This window comes from candidate division KSB1 bacterium, from assembly GCA_022566355.1.
GTDB lineage: Bacteria > Zhuqueibacterota > JdFR-76 > JdFR-76 > DREG01 > JADFJB01.
Map to the genome: position 1 here is coordinate 1 of JADFJB010000106.1, position 16,254 is coordinate 16,254.

At 38.7% G+C, this 16,254-nt stretch carries 19 protein-coding genes; 10 read left to right on the forward strand and 9 right to left on the reverse strand.

Annotated elements, in window-relative coordinates; genetic code table 11:
* From IIC38_15825 to IIC38_15850, 6 genes are all read right to left on the reverse strand, one after another.
* Positions 1-994, reverse strand: a 994-nt coding sequence (locus tag IIC38_15825; GenBank protein ID MCH8127405.1) for an aminopeptidase, incomplete at its 3' end; no start/stop codon positions are given.
* Between the two features lie 110 nt (positions 995-1,104).
* Positions 1,105-1,743, reverse strand: a complete 639-nt coding sequence (locus tag IIC38_15830) for a DPP IV N-terminal domain-containing protein (protein MCH8127406.1) — start codon at positions 1,741-1,743, stop codon at positions 1,105-1,107.
* Positions 1,694-2,023, reverse strand: coding sequence for a hypothetical protein (locus IIC38_15835; GenBank protein ID MCH8127407.1), 330 nt, complete (start codon positions 2,021-2,023; stop codon positions 1,694-1,696). The genes IIC38_15830 and IIC38_15835 overlap by 50 nt, the downstream gene beginning before the upstream one ends.
* A 366-nt stretch (positions 2,024-2,389) precedes the next feature.
* A complete protein-coding gene (locus tag IIC38_15840; protein ID MCH8127408.1) occupies positions 2,390-2,524 on the reverse strand; it encodes a nucleotidyltransferase domain-containing protein in 135 nt (44 codons plus the stop codon).
* Between the two features lie 78 nt (positions 2,525-2,602).
* A complete protein-coding gene (locus tag IIC38_15845; GenBank protein ID MCH8127409.1) occupies positions 2,603-3,049 on the reverse strand; it encodes a PIN domain-containing protein in 447 nt (148 codons plus the stop codon).
* Positions 3,039-3,302: an AbrB/MazE/SpoVT family DNA-binding domain-containing protein gene (locus tag IIC38_15850; protein MCH8127410.1), complete on the reverse strand. Its 264-nt coding sequence runs from the start codon at positions 3,300-3,302 to the stop codon at positions 3,039-3,041. Before IIC38_15850 ends, IIC38_15845 begins: the two co-directional genes overlap by 11 nt.
* A 722-nt stretch (positions 3,303-4,024) precedes the next feature.
* On the opposite strand from IIC38_15850, the gene IIC38_15855 reads away from it, so the two are divergent.
* The 7 genes from IIC38_15855 to IIC38_15885 all read left to right on the forward strand — a co-directional run bounded on the left by IIC38_15855 (position 4,025) and on the right by IIC38_15885 (position 10,586).
* On the forward strand, positions 4,025-4,768 hold the full coding sequence (locus tag IIC38_15855; GenBank protein ID MCH8127411.1) for an outer membrane lipoprotein-sorting protein: 744 nt from the start codon (positions 4,025-4,027) through the stop codon (positions 4,766-4,768).
* A 2-nt stretch (positions 4,769-4,770) separates the two neighbouring features.
* Positions 4,771-5,997 carry an ABC transporter permease gene (locus IIC38_15860; GenBank protein ID MCH8127412.1) on the forward strand — a complete coding sequence of 409 codons (1,227 nt, stop codon included), beginning with the start codon at positions 4,771-4,773 and terminating at the stop codon, positions 5,995-5,997.
* A 236-nt stretch (positions 5,998-6,233) separates the two neighbouring features.
* Positions 6,234-7,448, forward strand: a complete 1,215-nt coding sequence (locus IIC38_15865) for an ABC transporter permease (protein ID MCH8127413.1) — start codon at positions 6,234-6,236, stop codon at positions 7,446-7,448.
* A gap of 151 nt (positions 7,449-7,599) precedes the next feature.
* Positions 7,600-8,283, forward strand: a complete 684-nt coding sequence (locus tag IIC38_15870) for an ABC transporter ATP-binding protein (GenBank protein MCH8127414.1) — start codon at positions 7,600-7,602, stop codon at positions 8,281-8,283.
* 46 nt (positions 8,284-8,329) lie between these two features.
* Positions 8,330-9,481 (forward strand): hypothetical protein, encoded by a 1,152-nt coding sequence (locus IIC38_15875; GenBank protein MCH8127415.1) that lies wholly within the window; start codon positions 8,330-8,332, stop codon positions 9,479-9,481.
* 42 nt (positions 9,482-9,523) lie between these two features.
* On the forward strand, positions 9,524-9,790 hold the full coding sequence (locus tag IIC38_15880) for a helix-turn-helix transcriptional regulator (protein MCH8127416.1): 267 nt from the start codon (positions 9,524-9,526) through the stop codon (positions 9,788-9,790).
* Between the two features lie 22 nt (positions 9,791-9,812).
* Entirely contained in the window at positions 9,813-10,586 is a 774-nt protein-coding gene (locus IIC38_15885; protein MCH8127417.1) for a DUF1223 domain-containing protein, read from the forward strand.
* A gap of 127 nt (positions 10,587-10,713) precedes the next feature.
* On the opposite strand, the gene IIC38_15890 is transcribed toward IIC38_15885, so the two are convergent.
* The 3 genes from IIC38_15890 to IIC38_15900 all read right to left on the reverse strand — a co-directional run bounded on the left by IIC38_15890 (position 10,714) and on the right by IIC38_15900 (position 13,955).
* The gene (locus tag IIC38_15890) at positions 10,714-11,859 is read right to left on the reverse strand and encodes a Fic family protein (protein ID MCH8127418.1); all 1,146 of its coding nucleotides are present in this window, start codon (positions 11,857-11,859) and stop codon (positions 10,714-10,716) included.
* Between the two features lie 481 nt (positions 11,860-12,340).
* Positions 12,341-13,468 (reverse strand): 4-hydroxyphenylpyruvate dioxygenase, encoded by a 1,128-nt coding sequence (gene hppD, locus IIC38_15895; protein MCH8127419.1) that lies wholly within the window; start codon positions 13,466-13,468, stop codon positions 12,341-12,343.
* Complete coding sequence (locus IIC38_15900) at positions 13,461-13,955, reverse strand: Lrp/AsnC family transcriptional regulator (GenBank protein MCH8127420.1); 495 nt, start codon at positions 13,953-13,955, stop codon at positions 13,461-13,463. The genes hppD and IIC38_15900 overlap by 8 nt, the downstream gene beginning before the upstream one ends.
* A 339-nt stretch (positions 13,956-14,294) precedes the next feature.
* On the opposite strand from IIC38_15900, the gene IIC38_15905 reads away from it, so the two are divergent.
* From IIC38_15905 to IIC38_15915, 3 genes are read left to right on the forward strand one after another with little or no spacing between them, the layout of a single operon-like run.
* A complete protein-coding gene (locus IIC38_15905) occupies positions 14,295-15,599 on the forward strand; it encodes an amino acid permease (protein MCH8127421.1) in 1,305 nt (434 codons plus the stop codon).
* A 13-nt stretch (positions 15,600-15,612) separates the two neighbouring features.
* Positions 15,613-15,894 (forward strand): hypothetical protein, encoded by a 282-nt coding sequence (locus tag IIC38_15910; GenBank protein ID MCH8127422.1) that lies wholly within the window; start codon positions 15,613-15,615, stop codon positions 15,892-15,894.
* A 60-nt stretch (positions 15,895-15,954) separates the two neighbouring features.
* The gene (locus IIC38_15915) at positions 15,955-16,182 is read left to right on the forward strand and encodes a peroxidase (protein ID MCH8127423.1); all 228 of its coding nucleotides are present in this window, start codon (positions 15,955-15,957) and stop codon (positions 16,180-16,182) included.
* Positions 16,183-16,254: the final 72 nt, after the last annotated feature.

A 16,254-nucleotide genomic window follows, 5' to 3' on the forward strand; every position in this document is an offset into this window, starting at 1 on the left:
GTTCGGAATTGTCGCCCAGGGAGAGTCGAACCACACCGGAACCATAGCCGTAATAAGGGATCCATGGGTTCTTGTCCGGTACCGCCAATAACGGATTAAATCCAAGGGCAAATTCACGCAGTTGTTTCGCGGCATCTCCTCCGCGCTGCATTTCCGCTTCAACAAATTCTATGCCCGACTCGGCCTCCAGGTGAACGATGCGTCCTTCTGAGAACCTGAGTTTGAGACCAGTCACAGGTCGTCCATCCCATTGGGACGGCGGGAAAGCGATGACGCCATTCACAGATTGCTCCAAAGGTGCGACGCGGATGGCGCCACAGGGAAGCTCGATCTCACGATCGATCAGTATCTTTGCACTTTTCATTCGTGCGGCCGATGCATCGCCGTCTTGCATATTTACCGGGCGGAACCCTACCCGAAAGCGCAGGTCTGTCCCGGCCGGAGTGGTTACCCGAACCTCGGCCTGGCGCATCGCTTCGATAAAATTTAGTTGAGCCTGTCGAATCTGTTGGTAATCAGCCTGCAAAATCGCATTTTGATAGGTTGCGTCAATTAACTCAGGTGTGGGTAACGGTTGACCCGGAATTGCCAGCGCACTACCTGCCGCAAGCCAATGAAAATGGACTGTACGCCCTCGACCCTCGCGAAGCAGATCCTGGATAGCAGCATATACTGGATTTGACGGTAACGCGCCGGGCAGCATTATGGAAGCATCAACCGATTGCAGCATGTTACGAAGAGCTTCCCGAGCCTGGTTGTTTGCCTTTGCGAGCACTGTCTTATCCCAGGTCTCCGGCAATGGTCTTTGCAAAACATCCATGACACCAAGATCAACACCCCCTCGTTTCATAATCTCATAACGCAGATGCGGAATGATGTCGTCGAACAAACCCGGATACGCAACCAGCAAGACTTTTTCATCCTTTTGAATATCCAGTCGCTCCACAAGCTTTTGGGCTAAAGCAGCCCATTTTAATGGGTATCGAACATGCATTTGAGCGGCCAGATCCGAAATGCATCCCAAAAATACGAAGAATAAAATCAATACGGTTTTCATTTCTATACCTATCTACAATATGGTCCTTCAAAATATGGTTAGTTCAATCACAAATATTTTTCCAACCAACGGGTGAGATTTACTGGTTTGTTTTTTCCGGTTTGAATGAATAAGTCCCTCATCCCAGCTGGGTTTTGATCAATAATTCGACTGTAGACAAAATGTTTGCCGTTCGGAGAGAAGGCAGGATTGTATTCAAAACCATCCCTGTCGGAATAACCGGTTAAACTTCCGGACTCAAGATCAAGCAACATAATCTTGTTTTTGTGCCATTCCGAAGGTAAAGGGTTTTCTTTTCTACTAAAATCAAGAGTTCTTCCGTCTGTTGACCAGCTCACACCACCATTAACAGTCCAGCCTCCCTCTGTCAATCTTTTGGTTTTTTTGTTATTTATGTTCAGGATAAACAAATGAGACGAAAGGTAGGATTGAAAATCCAAATAGCCATGAGGTTTCACTTCAAAGGCTTTTATAAAGGTTTCACTTTCCGACTTTTGTGGTTTTTCATCTCTTGCAATAAATGCGATCTTAGTCTCATCCGGGCTCCAATAAAAACTGGATACGCCAGTTTTGTGATTGCTGATCACTTCGGATTTACCATTTTGGAATTCCTGTATGACAATTTGGCTCTGGTTATTAATCCTGGCCACATACGAAAGGTATTTTCCGAGGGGACCATTGCACATCTCTCACCTCTTTTTGATCAAAATTTAACTCAGTGATCTTTTTTGACTTCATATCCATTAGCTGATTTTTATTAATCCATCGATTGGTTTCGAAATCCGCTTTACGTGTGGAGAAAAGTAAAAAGTCACCATCCGGTGTAAATTGTAATCCGCCCAAACTGATCGAATTCTTATTGTATTCATCCCAATCAAATGGCTGGGGGGTTGTTTGACTGATTGCACTAAGGCAATTGGCAATTACAAATAAAATAATTGTGATTAGTTTAATTCTGTTTTTCATTATGATTACCTTTTTGTAGGTTTGACTCATTTAATTCGAGTTGAATTAATTCTCTTTATATTGGTAGTCAGTTTCTGCTTTATTTATTTATCCATTCTTTCACTATTTCGTTCATAAAGAACTTTACCTGAGATGATTATGTCATTTAGAAAAAAATCACCACATTGCAAATCGTTTGGTTATTTGTTTTTGTGTTTTAATGATGAGTCTACTCTAAAAACCGATTCAATCGCTTTTCTAAAAAAATTGATGCATAAAAACAAATACTTATGAGAGCGATGGAATCGGTATCCCTCCTTTTTAGAATGAACTCAATGATGATATCAAATGGAAATGAGTGGTCAAAGGTCAATGAGATTTCCGAACTCAAGCCCATAATGAATTGTTTGAATTCATAATAATCAATAAATCCACATCACTTTCAGGAGTTTGTTTGCCATAAGCATAAGAACCGAACAAAATAATTTTATCCGGAGCAAACTTATCGATGATTTGATTTATCTGCGTTTTGATTTTCTTCACAATCTGGACAGCGTTTCGCGATAATTGAAGTCACAGTAGTCAAAAAGTTAATTATTATTACAGCGAAATAATTTCAAGTGAATGGTCAATATTTAATCTTAAAAAATCTGCTGCATTGGATGTGATAATTTTATCAGCTTTAGATTTTTTGGCACATTCGAATATCAAAGCATCATAAACAATCCCACCTTTAAGTTCGAGTGAAGTAATAGACTCAAGTAATCTTGAGTATTCATTTGGAGTTAGAGATTGGATCGTTGCATATTTCGTGATATTAGTTTCAATGAGTTTTTTAGCAGTGGCTGGAGAAATATTAGGTTTAAATGGTGCGGTGGTAAGAACACTGTATATCTCTAACAATGAATGAGCAGAAACCAAAAATCTAAATTCTTTATCTTTAGCGCGTTTTAACCATGATAATGCGGGATTATGCTTTGGATGAGCTTCAACCATAGCGCAAATTAAAACTGAACTATCAAAGAGTATCTTCAAATCATTTGTCATCTAAATGTAAAACTTTTTTCATCCGTCGGGAGCGATTTGAACGAAGCGTCTGATCGAGATCACCTTGAATCTTTCCAGTAAAGATAAGTAAGCCATCTTTTTTTACAAGAGGTTCCTTTTCCTTAATGGGTTCAATGATAATTCGCTCCCCATCTTCAACGATATTCATTGTTGTATCACTTGATATTCCAAGGTGCTCTCTAAATTTTTTAGGGATTAAGATTCTCCCAAATTTATCTAAAGTTGCTAACATAAATACAACTCCTATTTATTGGCAATATAATAATATTATTGCCAATTTCAAGAAATTTCTTGTTTATTTGATTTTAGTAATCTTTTGGAATGACAGAAAAAAGGCAGGCATCTTCGACTTTCCCATATAAATCTATCCGATTTCTCAAAATACCCTCAAACATAGCACCCACTTTTTCAATTCATCTATTGAATCTTTAACGGCTAAAATATCTTTCTTTTTCATCCTCAGAAGTATATTTTTGCAAAATACTCATACCACTACCATAGGTAGTGGTTTATGCCGATTATTATGGACCATTGCGATTAATAAGAATCCTTTATTTAAAAATTAATTGAAATTTGTCCGTTGTAATTTTTTTTACATAAAACCAAAATCCCCTTTCAAACAGCATAATACTGTGGTTTGCAGATTTAGCAAACTTTACTTCCTTGTAATCCCCAAAATATGTTAATATGTTAAGATTTCGTTTTATCTGAATCTACCAAACCGGTTAGGAAAAGTCAAGAAAAAAGTAAAACAAGCAATTATTTTTTTGAGCCATATTTTTGTTTTCTAAACAATATTACCCCCCAATTCCCCTTGAATCCAAACCCTTTTACATTCAAATTTAATTTCAATTTTTTCTCATATTTCATCAATAGTGCAATTTATAGAATCTACAGGAAAAACCTATCGTATCAAATAGTTAGGTAATTCTATTTTTTTCAAAGGTATGTGTAATGCGTAAATGCTTTCTTTTGCTTTCGCTGTATTTTATGGCACAAATTTCATTTGCACAAACAGCTTTCGAGATCGTTAAAAAATCGGAAGATTTATTACGCGGCGAAACATCACAAGGATCATTCACCATGACCGTTGTAACGCCTGATTACACCCGAAAATTAGAGATGGATAGCTGGTGGGTTGGCAACGAAAAGGCGCTAATTGTCATCCGATCTCCTAAACGTGAAGCCGGCAACAAGACTCTCAAAATCGGAACCGAAATGTGGCAATTCCTGAAAAATACGGAAACCACTATTAAAATTCCGCCATCCATGATGCTGCAATCCTGGAACGGTTCGGATTTCACCAATGATGACCTGGTCAGGGAATCCAATCTTTACGAAGATTATGATCTTGAATTATTAGGGGAAGAGATCGTTGAGAATGAAAACTGCTGGAAAATAAAGATGACACCTAATGAAGGCGTCGCTGTGGTCTGGGGTAACCTTTTTTATTGGGTGAGAAAAAGTGACAATTTACCCGCAAAAGTGGATTTTTATGATGAAAAAGATAAATATATAAGATCAATACAATATACGGATTATAAAGTTTTAGGCGGCCGTAAAACCCCAACCCGGCATATTATGGTTAATAAAGTAAAGGTGGGTCACCGTACAGAATTTATTGTTCATGACATTAAATTTGATATTGTGATCAGTGACCGGATTTTTTCATTTCGTGAACTGGAGCGTGGCAATTAACCATGAATCTTCTGTTAAAACTGGCCTGGCGAAATTTATGGCGCAATAAACGTCGAACGATCATAACCATATGTGCAGTTGTATTTGCCGCGATGCTCGCCATTGCCATGCGGGGTATTCAAATTGGTACCTACGAAGCTAATATCAAACATGCAGTCAGTTTATTCTCAGGTTATCTACAGGTACAAAAGGCCGGCTATTTAGACAATCCATCCTTGCAGAAGAGTTTCCGCTTCGATGGAAACCTGCAAACTATCCTCGCCAACGAAGAGCAGGTAACAGGGTTTACTCCTCGTGTAAATGCCCAGGGATTAATCAGCTTTAAAGAGAACTCGATGGGCGCGGTGATCTTTGGCATTGTACCCGATTCAGAAGCCAATGTTTCAATATTTAATTCCAAATTAAACCAGGGCAGTTTTTTCCAAACCGACAGTAGTTATTCGATCATTTTAGGGTACAAGCTGCTGCAAAACCTGAATGCGGAAATTGGCGATACCGTGGTCGTATTGGCCCAGGGTATAGATGGATCATTAGGAAATTTTAAGTATGAAATTGCCGGGACAGTCAAAATCGGATCGCCAGAATTCGATGGCACAGTCATTTTCATGGGACTTTCCGTATTGCAGGAATTGCTGGCTATGGAAGGACGTGTCAATTCCGTTGCAATTTCTTTGGTCAGTTTAAACCAGGTGGATGCGTTTCAAAAAAAATTAAAACCCTATTTACCTGAGGATCTCGACATTCCTTCATGGCTGGAGATTATGCCGGATTTAAAGCAATCTATCGAATTGGATAACATTAGCGGTTTGATTTTTTTGTGGATTCTCATCGTGGTCGTGGCCTTTGGGATTTTAAACGCTATTCTAATGTCTGTTACGGAACGATTTAACGAATTTGGTGTCGCACTTGCGATGGGCATGCGAAATTCTACACTCGTCATCCTGGTTTTAATCGAAAGCTTTATCATCGCAGTCATTGGTTTGATTATTGGGAATATAATCGCTCTCGGGATTAATTATTACATATTTCTAAATCCTATCGAGTTTAGCGGAGATTTTGCATTGTTGTATGAAGAATATGGTTTCATACCTAAAATTTATTCGACCTTAAAACCGAGTGTATTTATCAACTCAACACTCAACTTATTACTCATCACAATTGCTGCTAGTTTTTACCCGGCATTTAAAGTTTTCAAGTTAGAGCCTTTAAAGGGAATTAGATATACTTAGTTTTTTCTCTAAAATTATTCTGATAAGTTAGTTGTCATTATGAACGGAACGCGGTGGAGTGAAGAATCTATTAAGGATTGGATTACATCTAATTATGAACAATAAATTAGAAGTCTGAGATCAAGAGATTCTCTCCGCCAACTGGTGGATTAGAATCACAATTGTAAAAAAGTAAATAAAATTAACAAGAACTGAATTAGAATTTAAACAATAAGACTACAAAATCAAAACACCAAATGTTATTCAAAATAGCCTGGCGAAACATATGGAGAAATAAAAGACGATCGATCATCGTCATGATTTCGATCATGATCGGTGTTATTGCTGTCATCCTATCCAGTACGTTGTCGCTTGGATTTATGCAGCAAATATTAGATAATCAAATTGGCTCCCACGTTTCTCATATCCAGATCCACAAAAATGGCTTTAATGATAATAAAATTATTCAAAATTATATTCCGGATGAGCGGTCAGTTGAAGCAAAACTCATTGCAAATCCCCAGGTAAAGTATTACAGCAAAAGAGTTATTAGCATGGGTTTGATGAGCAGTGCATACAATTCAGCCGGCGTGATGATTGTCGGCATCATTCCCAATGATGAACAAAAAATTACAAAGATTAAAGAATCTATTATCGAGGGGGTCTATCTCAGCGGCAAATTTAATGAGATTGTGATGGGTAAAAAATTAGCGGAAAAACTGGACGTTGAGTTGGGAGATAAAGTCGTTGGAATGGCGTCTTCTTTGGATGGAAGAATCGGTTCGGATGCATTCCGAATTGTTGGATTGTATAAAACCTTCAGCTCCAAATTTGATCAATTTTCGATCTATATTTCATTGCAGAATGCACAAGAAATGCTGGGATTGACGGGCAAGATTTCTGAAATTGCCATCATATCAGATGATCTAAACAATGTACCCAACCTGGATGAGACTATTACGGCAAAACTTGATGAAAATTATGAAGTGCTTAACTATGCAGAACTACTGCCATTATCGGTTATGCAAATAGATCTCTATAAACAATCCATGTTTATTTTTTATGCAATCATTGGCCTGGCATTGATTTTTGGCATCATCAATACCATGCTGATGTCGGTCTTTGAAAGAATTCATGAATTTGGTGTTTTGATGGCCATCGGTATGCGCAGTCGTAAATTATTTTCGATGATAATAATGGAATCGTTAGTATTGGGCGTGCTTGGAACATTGATCGGGTTTACGGTGGGATTGACTCTTTATTTTTGGTTGGCCGATGTCGGAATCGATCTAAGTTTGTTTTCCGAAAGTCTAAATTCATTTGGATCCGGAGTTATTCTCTACCCGGTTCTCACCGTTGATAGTGTTATCAATTCATTGGTCGTGATCCCAATATTTTCCGTGATTGGCGCATTGTATCCGGCCATTAAAGCAGCCAGGCTCGATCCAATTCAGGCGATTCGATATGTGTAATGATTTCATTTTCAATCCGTGTCTTCGCGAAGAGAGAAGCGACGTGGCGATCTGATACCACACAAAAGGAGATTGCTTCGTCATCCCGACAGCTCGGGATTCCTCGCAATGACATAGAGACAAAATCAAGAACAAATATGGAACCAGAAAAATGTCGGTCATAAAAACAGAAAACGTGGAAAAAATATACAAGGACAATGGTGTCCCGGTTCATGCACTACGAGGAGTAAGCCTGGACATAAAAAAGGGTGAATATGTTGTGATTGCCGGGCCATCAGGTTCTGGGAAAACAACATTATTGAACCTAATGGGTGGTCTCGATAAACCTACCAATGGCAAAGTATTTATCGAGGGTGAGGACATTAGTCAAAAGTCGAGGAATGAATTAGGGGATCTACGATTACATAAACTGGGATTTGTTTTCCAGGCTTACAATTTGATGCCTGTACTTACAGCGTTGGAAAATATTGAATTTACCATGATGTTGCTTGGAATTTCGGAAAAAGAAAGACATGGCCGGGCCATGGAAGCACTGGAGGATTTGGGGATAGGAGAACTGGCGGATAAATTACCGAATGAGATGAGTGGTGGACAACAACAGCGGGTTGCAGTGGCAAGGGCGATAGTCAATAATCCGTCGATTATTCTTGCAGACGAACCCACTGCAAACCTGGATTCCAAAACCGGTAATGTTCTTCTCGATTTAATGGGCAAGATGAATCAAGACAAGCAGATCACTTTTATTTTCTCTTCGCATGCCCAGCAAGTTATAGATCGTGCCAAAAGATTGGTTACACTCGTTGATGGCCTCATTGACCAGGATCAAATAATGTAACTCAACATTCATGTTGAGAAAGGAGTGGTGAGCAGGAATCTACATTATGAAAGCCACAGCATTAAGAATTCTACTCAGCATTTTATTGTTCCCCGTTTGTGGATTCACCCAAATTCAATTCAATTTTTCCGGTTATATAATCGATTTACCGGTTTTCCAGAGAAATAATCAAAACATCTCACAGCTTTTTCAGTTCAATCGGGATCAACAATTCAATATAACCCGTTTACGGCTGAGGCCGACTATCGAATTTAATGCGGAATCCAGGCTTTCGATTGAATACGAAGTGACAACATTTTACCAGTCGCAATTATCGTTTTCACAAGTTGCATTTCCCCGGGCAAAGCGACAACTATTCGATCTAAACTGGACTCTTCTGGATGAACGGCACTGGAGTAGCCAACATTTTATCGATCGCTTTTATTATCGCCAGGAATTCGATTTTGGTCAGATTACTATTGGTCGTCAACGGATTGCCTGGGGCAGTGGCCGAATTTGGAATCCTACCGATTTATTCAACCCCATCAATCCTGCTAATTTTGCCAAGATCGAAAAAGATGGAGCCGATTTAATTACAGGCAAATTTTATTTGGGTGATTTTACCGATTTGACTTTGGTCTTTAATCCCCAGGAAGAAAACCCGAGTAATGCCGGTGTCCGTTTTCGCACCAACTTGCATAAATACGATTTTTCAATTGTATCCGGCATTTTTGATGAAAGAATCATAATGGGAGGGGATTTTGCCGGTAACCTTTTTAAAGCCGGGTTTCGTGGCGAGGCCATTATTTCCGGGAAAAAAGATGATTTTGGATCTAATTTTGCCCGCTATATTCTTGGGCTGGATTATCAATTTACAGCCAGGTTGTATACTTTAATGGAGTACCAATTTAATGGAGAGGGTTCAAAAGATAAACGGAAATATAATCTGCTAAAACTATTGCAGGGTGAAATTCTGAATGTGGCTAAGAATTATCTTTTTATCAGCGCTAATTATTTACTTTATCCGTTGGTCTCTTCGTCTTTGTCGATAAACCTCAACCTGGATGATAACAGCGGTTACTTTCTCGGGATGATCAATTATTCGGCCGGCCAAAATACCTACCTCGGACTTGGCGGTCAATTTTTCTTTGGCGACAACCTGGATGAATACTGGTATTTTCCTAATAGCGGCTTTTTGAAGATAGAATTTTATTTTTGATGGATCGTAATGATTCGAGGCAATTAATTGTAGGTTGAGATTATGGAAATTAACAAAAAAGATTTTGTAAAAGCTAAGGTAAACAAAGAAATTACTCCAGGTGAAATGTTAAAAACTCTCAGAGAATTGCAAGAGCTCAACCAAAAAGAATTGGCTGAAATAACTGCAATACCTCAATCCAATATTTCTGCAATGGAAACCAATGCTAGAAGTATAGGTAGAGAGCGAGCCATAATATTAGCTCAAGCTTTAAAAGTACATCCTGCAGTAATTTTGTTTCCTGATTTTGATATTGCCCAGGTTGCTTAACCGTAAATTTGGTATTCTAAAAATGAGTCACATTTTAATCTACCTCTTTCCCATTACCGTATTATTTGTATCCAATGTCACTTTTGCACAACCGGACTCCAAAATTTCCAGCAAAACCAATCCGCAACATTTTGCTGTTGTCGAATTATTTACTTCGGAAGGATGTTCCAGTTGTCCTCCTGCTGATAAGCTGCTGGCAGAACTTGTTAGAAACGAAAAAGAAAATAGTAGAAATATATTCCCCATTTCCTTTCACGTCGATTATTGGAATTATATTGGCTGGACCGATCCATTCAGCGATCCGGCCTATTCAGACCGACAGAGAAAATACGCAGCGGCTTTTCGAACCGCAAGAATTTATACTCCGCAAATGATTGTGAATGGAAAGGTTGAATTTGTTGGTTCTGATAGGGGAGCTGCAAAAGAAAGAATTGAAGATGCCTTGCGGCAACCTGCGCAAGTAGAATTATATTTAGATGTTAAATTAAGTGAAGATCAAAAGGAATTATCCATTGAATATGAAGCGAAGGGTTTCGGCGCCAATCAGGTTCTGAATATTGTAATTGTCGAACGTGGTTTATCAAGCCGGGTTACGAAAGGCGAGAATAGAAACAGGATGCTTAATCATGAGAATGTGGTAAGGAAGTTTGTTACACTAAAAATCTCCCATTCAGGAAATGATGTTGTTAAGATAAAAATTCCCCAAAATATTAAGATTGAAAAATCCTCAATTGTTGCATTTATACAAAATCAAAAAACCATGGAAATTCTGGGGGCAGTGGGTTTGGATCTTTAAAAAGTTCCGCACTCAGAAATCATAATTCTCTACTTTTCCGACTGGCTAAACGGAGCCCAAAAGAATGGTTGTGCGGTTGTATAAACTATCCAAAATTATATTTCGTAAACTGGTTCAATGTGACTTCTTACTTTGGAATAAGATGAGCCAATACTTTAATATTTGCTTTGTATTTATCCTGGTTTTTGGTCAATAATTCCAAACGTTCTAACTCCTTTAAATCACGGTCAATTGTCCTTAACGATAAGCTTGCATAGTCTTTTGCAATTTGCGGGGTTAATAATATAATCTCATTGAGAGTAAATTCTTTTTCTGTGTTCAATTGTAACATTAAATTTCTTCTACGTTTGAAAACGTTTTTATTTGCATATTTCTGATCTGCAAAACGGTCATATATAAACTTTTGCCATGAAATATTCAGCAAGCTATCCCGAATTACTTCAAAAGTCTGTATAAGTCCATCTCGATAACCTTGCACTGCATATGCAATAAACTCCGTTAAGTCTTTCTTTTTCTTTGCATTTTCAAATTGCCTGTAGTACTCAGGACGTGTTTCATTGTAAAAAGTTGATAAAATATGCGAAGTTATAATAGGCGCTCCAGAGCGCAAAAGGATATAAAATTCAGCTAATCTACCCGTTCTACCGTTACCATCACCGAAAGGGTGGATAAATTCTATATAAATGTGAGTTACAATTGCCTTGATTATTGAATTAAAAAACTCGTGACCCCTTTCAAATTTAAAGTCTTCCTTAAGCCAATCACAAAACATTTCCACTAGTGTTTTGACATCTCCATGATCAGGGGTCCGATAAGTACCCACAATTCTATTATCAGTACGAAATTTGCCTGGGATTGCTTCAAAATGCTTACCAAGGTTCTTTCCTATTGCTTTGTGAAATTGTCGCAGTAACTTCAGGGATATTAGACTTGATTTATTATGAACTACAACATCTTTGATAATATCATTAAAAGTATCAATTATATTTTTTACCTCGATTTCCTGATATTCTTTACTTGGTGGTAAATGTTTCCCTTTCTGAATATTCTCTATATCTTGCTCTGTTAAAGTGTTTCCTTCAATTGCAGTGGTTGCTAATGCACCCTTTACAAGAGACACAGTTAATAGCTGTTTTTTGTATTCTGGCTGCAACGGTAATGCTGAAATTGTCTTGATTAAATTGTCACATTGCCCTAATTGAAAAGCTATTTCTTTGGTAATTGCCCAATGTTTTTTAAACTTTATATGTGAATATGTTTCTAGAATATTCATAGATTGACCTCCGTGTTGACAAAAGTATCGACATATTATTTGACAAAATCAAGTGATTTTTTGTCAAAAGATATGTCACGTTAAATGTAATTACAATTGTCTTGAACAATCAGAGTTCAAACTACTCTCAATTTTCTTAGATAAAATTCCTGTCCCCTTTATGCACTTATAAATAAGTTCGAAATGTTTGTCGAATGTTATCTAGACATCCTCTTCAATAAAAATATATTTTAAGCTTTTCTTCCTTTCGTTCCATTCGCGTTTGAAAATTTTCGTCTGTTTTAAGAAAACCCTCCGCCAAAATCATTCAGCCTATGAATGACTAACTCTTGGCTTTTTCAAGCAAAACTCCAGTTTCGCCAGGGCATATGAATGTATAGGTTGACGAAATCGGTGATCGAAGAATTTACATCTCCGAATTCGCCAAAAACCAAAATATCTTGAATTTCTCTGCTTGGATCAAAAATCATTTTTAAAACTCCTACAAATTGCCTCTTCGTTCCTGTTCTATCTCGATGCTCTCAAAGAGCGCTTTGAAATTACCGACACCAAAACCCTGGGAGCCTCTTCGCTGGATAATCTCTAGAAACAGGGTCGGGCGGTCCTGGATCGGTTGCGTAAAAATCTGCAGCAAATAACCCTCATCATCACGATCAGCCAATATACCAAGTTCGGCAATATCTTTATAGCTTTCTTTGATATCACCAATTCGATCCGGGAGAGCCTCGTAATAGGATTTAGGCACTTGCAAAAATCGTAATCCACGACCCCGTAACTCACGCATGGTTTGGATAATATCACCCGTAATTAAAGCGAGGTGCTGAACACCCGGACCCAAATTATAATTTAAATATTCTTCAATCTGACTCTTTTTTCTCCCCTCGGCAGGCTCGTTGATGGGAAATTTTATTCTGCCGCTGTCGTTGGACATCACTTTGCTCATCAAGGCAGAATACGCGGTATGGATCACTTTATCATCAAAATGGAGGATCTGGCGAAAGCCAAGCACTTGATGAAACCAGTTTACCCAGTAGTTCATCTTGCCCAGTTCAACGTTACCCACAATATGATCTATCGCTGCAAGCCCTGCAGGTTTCACGGTTGCATCATCGGGTAATGGCATGTAGCCAGGCATGAAAGCGCCGGTGTAATTTGTGTTTTCTATGAATTTGATCAATGTTTCCCCATAACAACGCAGAGAAGCAGTCTTAATCGAACCAAATTCATCTGATTTTTCGTTAGGTTCTTCAGCATTTACACCCCCACGAATTGTAGTCTCATGCCATGCTTTTTCAACATCATCGACGCTAATTACAATCGACTTCACCCCATCGCCATGCATCAGTATATGTGTTGCCATTGCACTATGGGGATTATATGGAGTATTGAGTACTAACCGAATCTTATTTTGTTCCAAGACCCAGCTGGCAAATTCACGGTTGCCGGTTTCCAGCCCGCTATATGCAATAGCCTTGAAACCCAGGGTCTTCCAGAAAAACATATTTTGGTAGGCATTACCCACCCATAATTCCACATGATCGATAGCATTGAGTTTTAAAAAGTCGCCCTCTTGATCAATTGCACGTTTTTCTTCTTTTACATCAACCATTACTGCCATTTTTATTGCCTCCATTTTCATTGATGGTTACTTTGGTCTCATATTTTACTGTTGACAAAACAAAAGATGTTCTTATTTTATTCACACCGGGAATTTGGCTGATTTTATGCAGAATAAAATTTTCATATTCTTTGATATTGTCTACGGCTACTTTCAGAACAAAATCGTCTTCACCGGTAATGTGGAAACATTCCAGAATTTCGTCCAGTTTATCGATCTCCTCCTTAAATCCATCAACCGAAGTTAATTGATGAACAGTCAAAGACACAGACACAATGGCCATAATTCCCTTACCGACTTTTTCGCGATCCAATAGAGCTACATATCGCTGAATAACCCCCGTATTTTCCAGTCGTTTCACCCTCTCCAGCATACCTGGAGGCGAGATGCCAATATCTGCAGCTAATTTAGCATTAGTGATCCGTCCCTCGGATTGAAGAATATCGAGAATTTTTCTATCTGTTTGATCTAATTTCATTAAATAAAATTGGGATTATTCAAATGATTAATTTTTGAATAAAATATAATAAAATTGCCTAAATGTCAAATTATATAAGTTAATTATAATATTATTTCTAATATAATTAAGATAAAGACCGGGTTTGTAGGTGTTGCAAGTGAATCAAAAAAAGAGAATTTCAATTAAAAAAACCAGCATGCTTGCTTATCAATAAAGATTTATGTATTTTTCTGCGACTCATGAATCGTTTTGAAAAACAAAATAATAGGAAACAACTCATCCTTTTGAATTTTGAGAAATGAATTTGTTGCTATTGAACTATTTCATTGATTTCTACTTTTCAGAACCACAATCAAAATGAACGAATTAAAACGACAACTTGGCTTAAGCACGGCAATCGCTACAGTCATCGGCGAAGTCATAGCCGTTGGCATATTTCTGACTCCCGCCGGGATGATCAAATCAATTGGATCGCCATTTTGGTTGTTAATCGTTTGGCTGACCATGGGTTTAATGGCTATTTGCGGAGCTCTTTGTTATGGTGAGCTGGCCACCAGGTTTCCCGAAGCCGGTGGCGGTTATGTCTATTTGCGTGAAGCGTTCGGAAAACCGATCGCATTCCTTTATGGTTGGAAGTCATTCCTGGTAATGGATCCCGGCATCACCGCGGCGCTTGCCGTAGGTTTGGCAAGCTATGTTGGTTACATGGTCAAACTTGCGCCATTCGGGATCAAAATAGTTGCCATATCAACCATTCTTATTCTAGCCGCAGTTAACATTATTGGCATCCGGTTAGGCGCCTGGTTAATACGTGGTTTAACATTCATTAAAGTGGGCTTTTTAATGTTTATTGCAATATGGGCAGTTGGATTTCAATTGGGTGACTTGTCCAACCTGCAGCCATTTTTTCAACAGAGATCCGGATCAGATCCGTTGCCGGTAGCATTAGCCGGGGGCATTGTTGCTGCTTTCTTTTCGTTCGGAGGCTGGTGGGATGCCGGTAAAATCGCCGGGGAAATAACTGATCCAAATCGGAATTTACCACGTGCTTTCATCTACGGCGTACTGGTTATTACAACAGTTTATATCATAACGACTATGGTTTTTTTGTATTTAGTACCGGTTCAAGATGTAACTTCCGGAGAGACTTTTGCAGCCCAGGCCGGTGAAGTTCTTTTTGGCTATGCCGGCGGACAAGTATTTTCGATCATCGTTATTATTTCGGTGTTGGGAAGTCTGCTGGCTATCATTATGACAGCTCCCCGGGTGTATTATGCGATGGCGCGAAATAAATTATTTTTGAGCGCTGCTGCTAAGGTGCATCCAAAATATGGTACCCCTGCGCGAGCGATTATCTTACAAGCTATGCTCGCCTCCATTCTGGTAGCGCTTGGCACTTTTAATCAAATCGTATCTTATTTTGTTTTCGTAACGGTCTTCTTCATCGCTTTAACAGTCATTGCTTTGTTTATCCTGCGTAAAAAACAAAGCGGTTCGACTGGTTATTTAACTCCCGGATATCCCTGGACTCCCGCTATTTTTTTGTTTTTGATCATAGGTTTACTTGTGCTTTTGGCCGGTAATAATCCACTGCAAGTATTACTTGGTGTGGGTGTAGTTCTTTTAGGAATACCGGTTTATTATTTTAATTTCAAGAGATAAGGAGGTTAACTACATGACATGGATTAAAACAATCCCGGTTTCAGAAGGAGATGAACGACTACGCAAAGCCGTAGAAGGACAGGCCTCATTATACCCTTCGGAATATGATGATCCTGTTCATCCATCCGGTGAAGGATCTTCTGATATTGTTGCATCCCACAGCTTAATCCCGGATGCTGCCTTTCATGCATTTGCGACTTACGGCGTTTTACTGTCACCGGATCTGCCGTTGACCCGTCAGCAGCATGAAATGCTTGCTACGGTCGTCTCCGCACAAAATCGTTGTGTGTACTGAATTGAATCTCACGCAGAGTTTCTGCGTCGCATTAATATTGATGAAAAACTTGTTCAGACATTGGAACAGGATTACACCCAAGCCGATTTATCCGATCAAGATCGCGTTATGTTGGATTATGCAGTAAAGATAACAAAAGATGCAACCAAGGTTCATCCCGGCGATCATGAGAAGCTTAGATCGGTTGGTTTTGACGATACGGCAATATTACAAATTACCCTGATTGCATCCTGGTTTAATTACATTAACCGGGCTGCAGATGCGTTGGGTGTTGGGAGGGAAGGATAAGCATAAGGTATATTTGAAAAAACTCCCATTTCCAAAAAAATATTTCCTTATAAACCATAATTGTGTAAATTA

Coding starts and splice junctions, on each gene's coding strand:
- IIC38_15855 (MCH8127411.1), top strand. CDS start 4,025: ATGCGTAAATGCTTTCTTTTGCTTTCGCTGTATTTTATGGCACAAATT.
- IIC38_15885 (MCH8127417.1), top strand. CDS start 9,813: ATGAGTCACATTTTAATCTACCTCTTTCCCATTACCGTATTATTTGTA.
- IIC38_15850 (MCH8127410.1), bottom strand. CDS start 3,302: ATGTTAGCAACTTTAGATAAATTTGGGAGAATCTTAATCCCTAAAAAA.
- IIC38_15890 (MCH8127418.1), bottom strand. CDS start 11,859: ATGAATATTCTAGAAACATATTCACATATAAAGTTTAAAAAACATTGG.
- IIC38_15830 (MCH8127406.1), bottom strand. CDS start 1,743: ATGTGCAATGGTCCCCTCGGAAAATACCTTTCGTATGTGGCCAGGATT.
- IIC38_15910 (MCH8127422.1), top strand. CDS start 15,613: ATGACATGGATTAAAACAATCCCGGTTTCAGAAGGAGATGAACGACTA.
- IIC38_15875 (MCH8127415.1), top strand. CDS start 8,330: ATGAAAGCCACAGCATTAAGAATTCTACTCAGCATTTTATTGTTCCCC.
- IIC38_15880 (MCH8127416.1), top strand. CDS start 9,524: ATGGAAATTAACAAAAAAGATTTTGTAAAAGCTAAGGTAAACAAAGAA.
- IIC38_15900 (MCH8127420.1), bottom strand. CDS start 13,955: ATGAAATTAGATCAAACAGATAGAAAAATTCTCGATATTCTTCAATCC.
- hppD (MCH8127419.1), bottom strand. CDS start 13,468: ATGGTTGATGTAAAAGAAGAAAAACGTGCAATTGATCAAGAGGGCGAC.
- IIC38_15870 (MCH8127414.1), top strand. CDS start 7,600: ATGTCGGTCATAAAAACAGAAAACGTGGAAAAAATATACAAGGACAAT.
- IIC38_15835 (MCH8127407.1), bottom strand. CDS start 2,023: ATGAAAAACAGAATTAAACTAATCACAATTATTTTATTTGTAATTGCC.
- IIC38_15845 (MCH8127409.1), bottom strand. CDS start 3,049: ATGACAAATGATTTGAAGATACTCTTTGATAGTTCAGTTTTAATTTGC.
- IIC38_15865 (MCH8127413.1), top strand. CDS start 6,234: ATGTTATTCAAAATAGCCTGGCGAAACATATGGAGAAATAAAAGACGA.
- IIC38_15860 (MCH8127412.1), top strand. CDS start 4,771: ATGAATCTTCTGTTAAAACTGGCCTGGCGAAATTTATGGCGCAATAAA.
- IIC38_15905 (MCH8127421.1), top strand. CDS start 14,295: ATGAACGAATTAAAACGACAACTTGGCTTAAGCACGGCAATCGCTACA.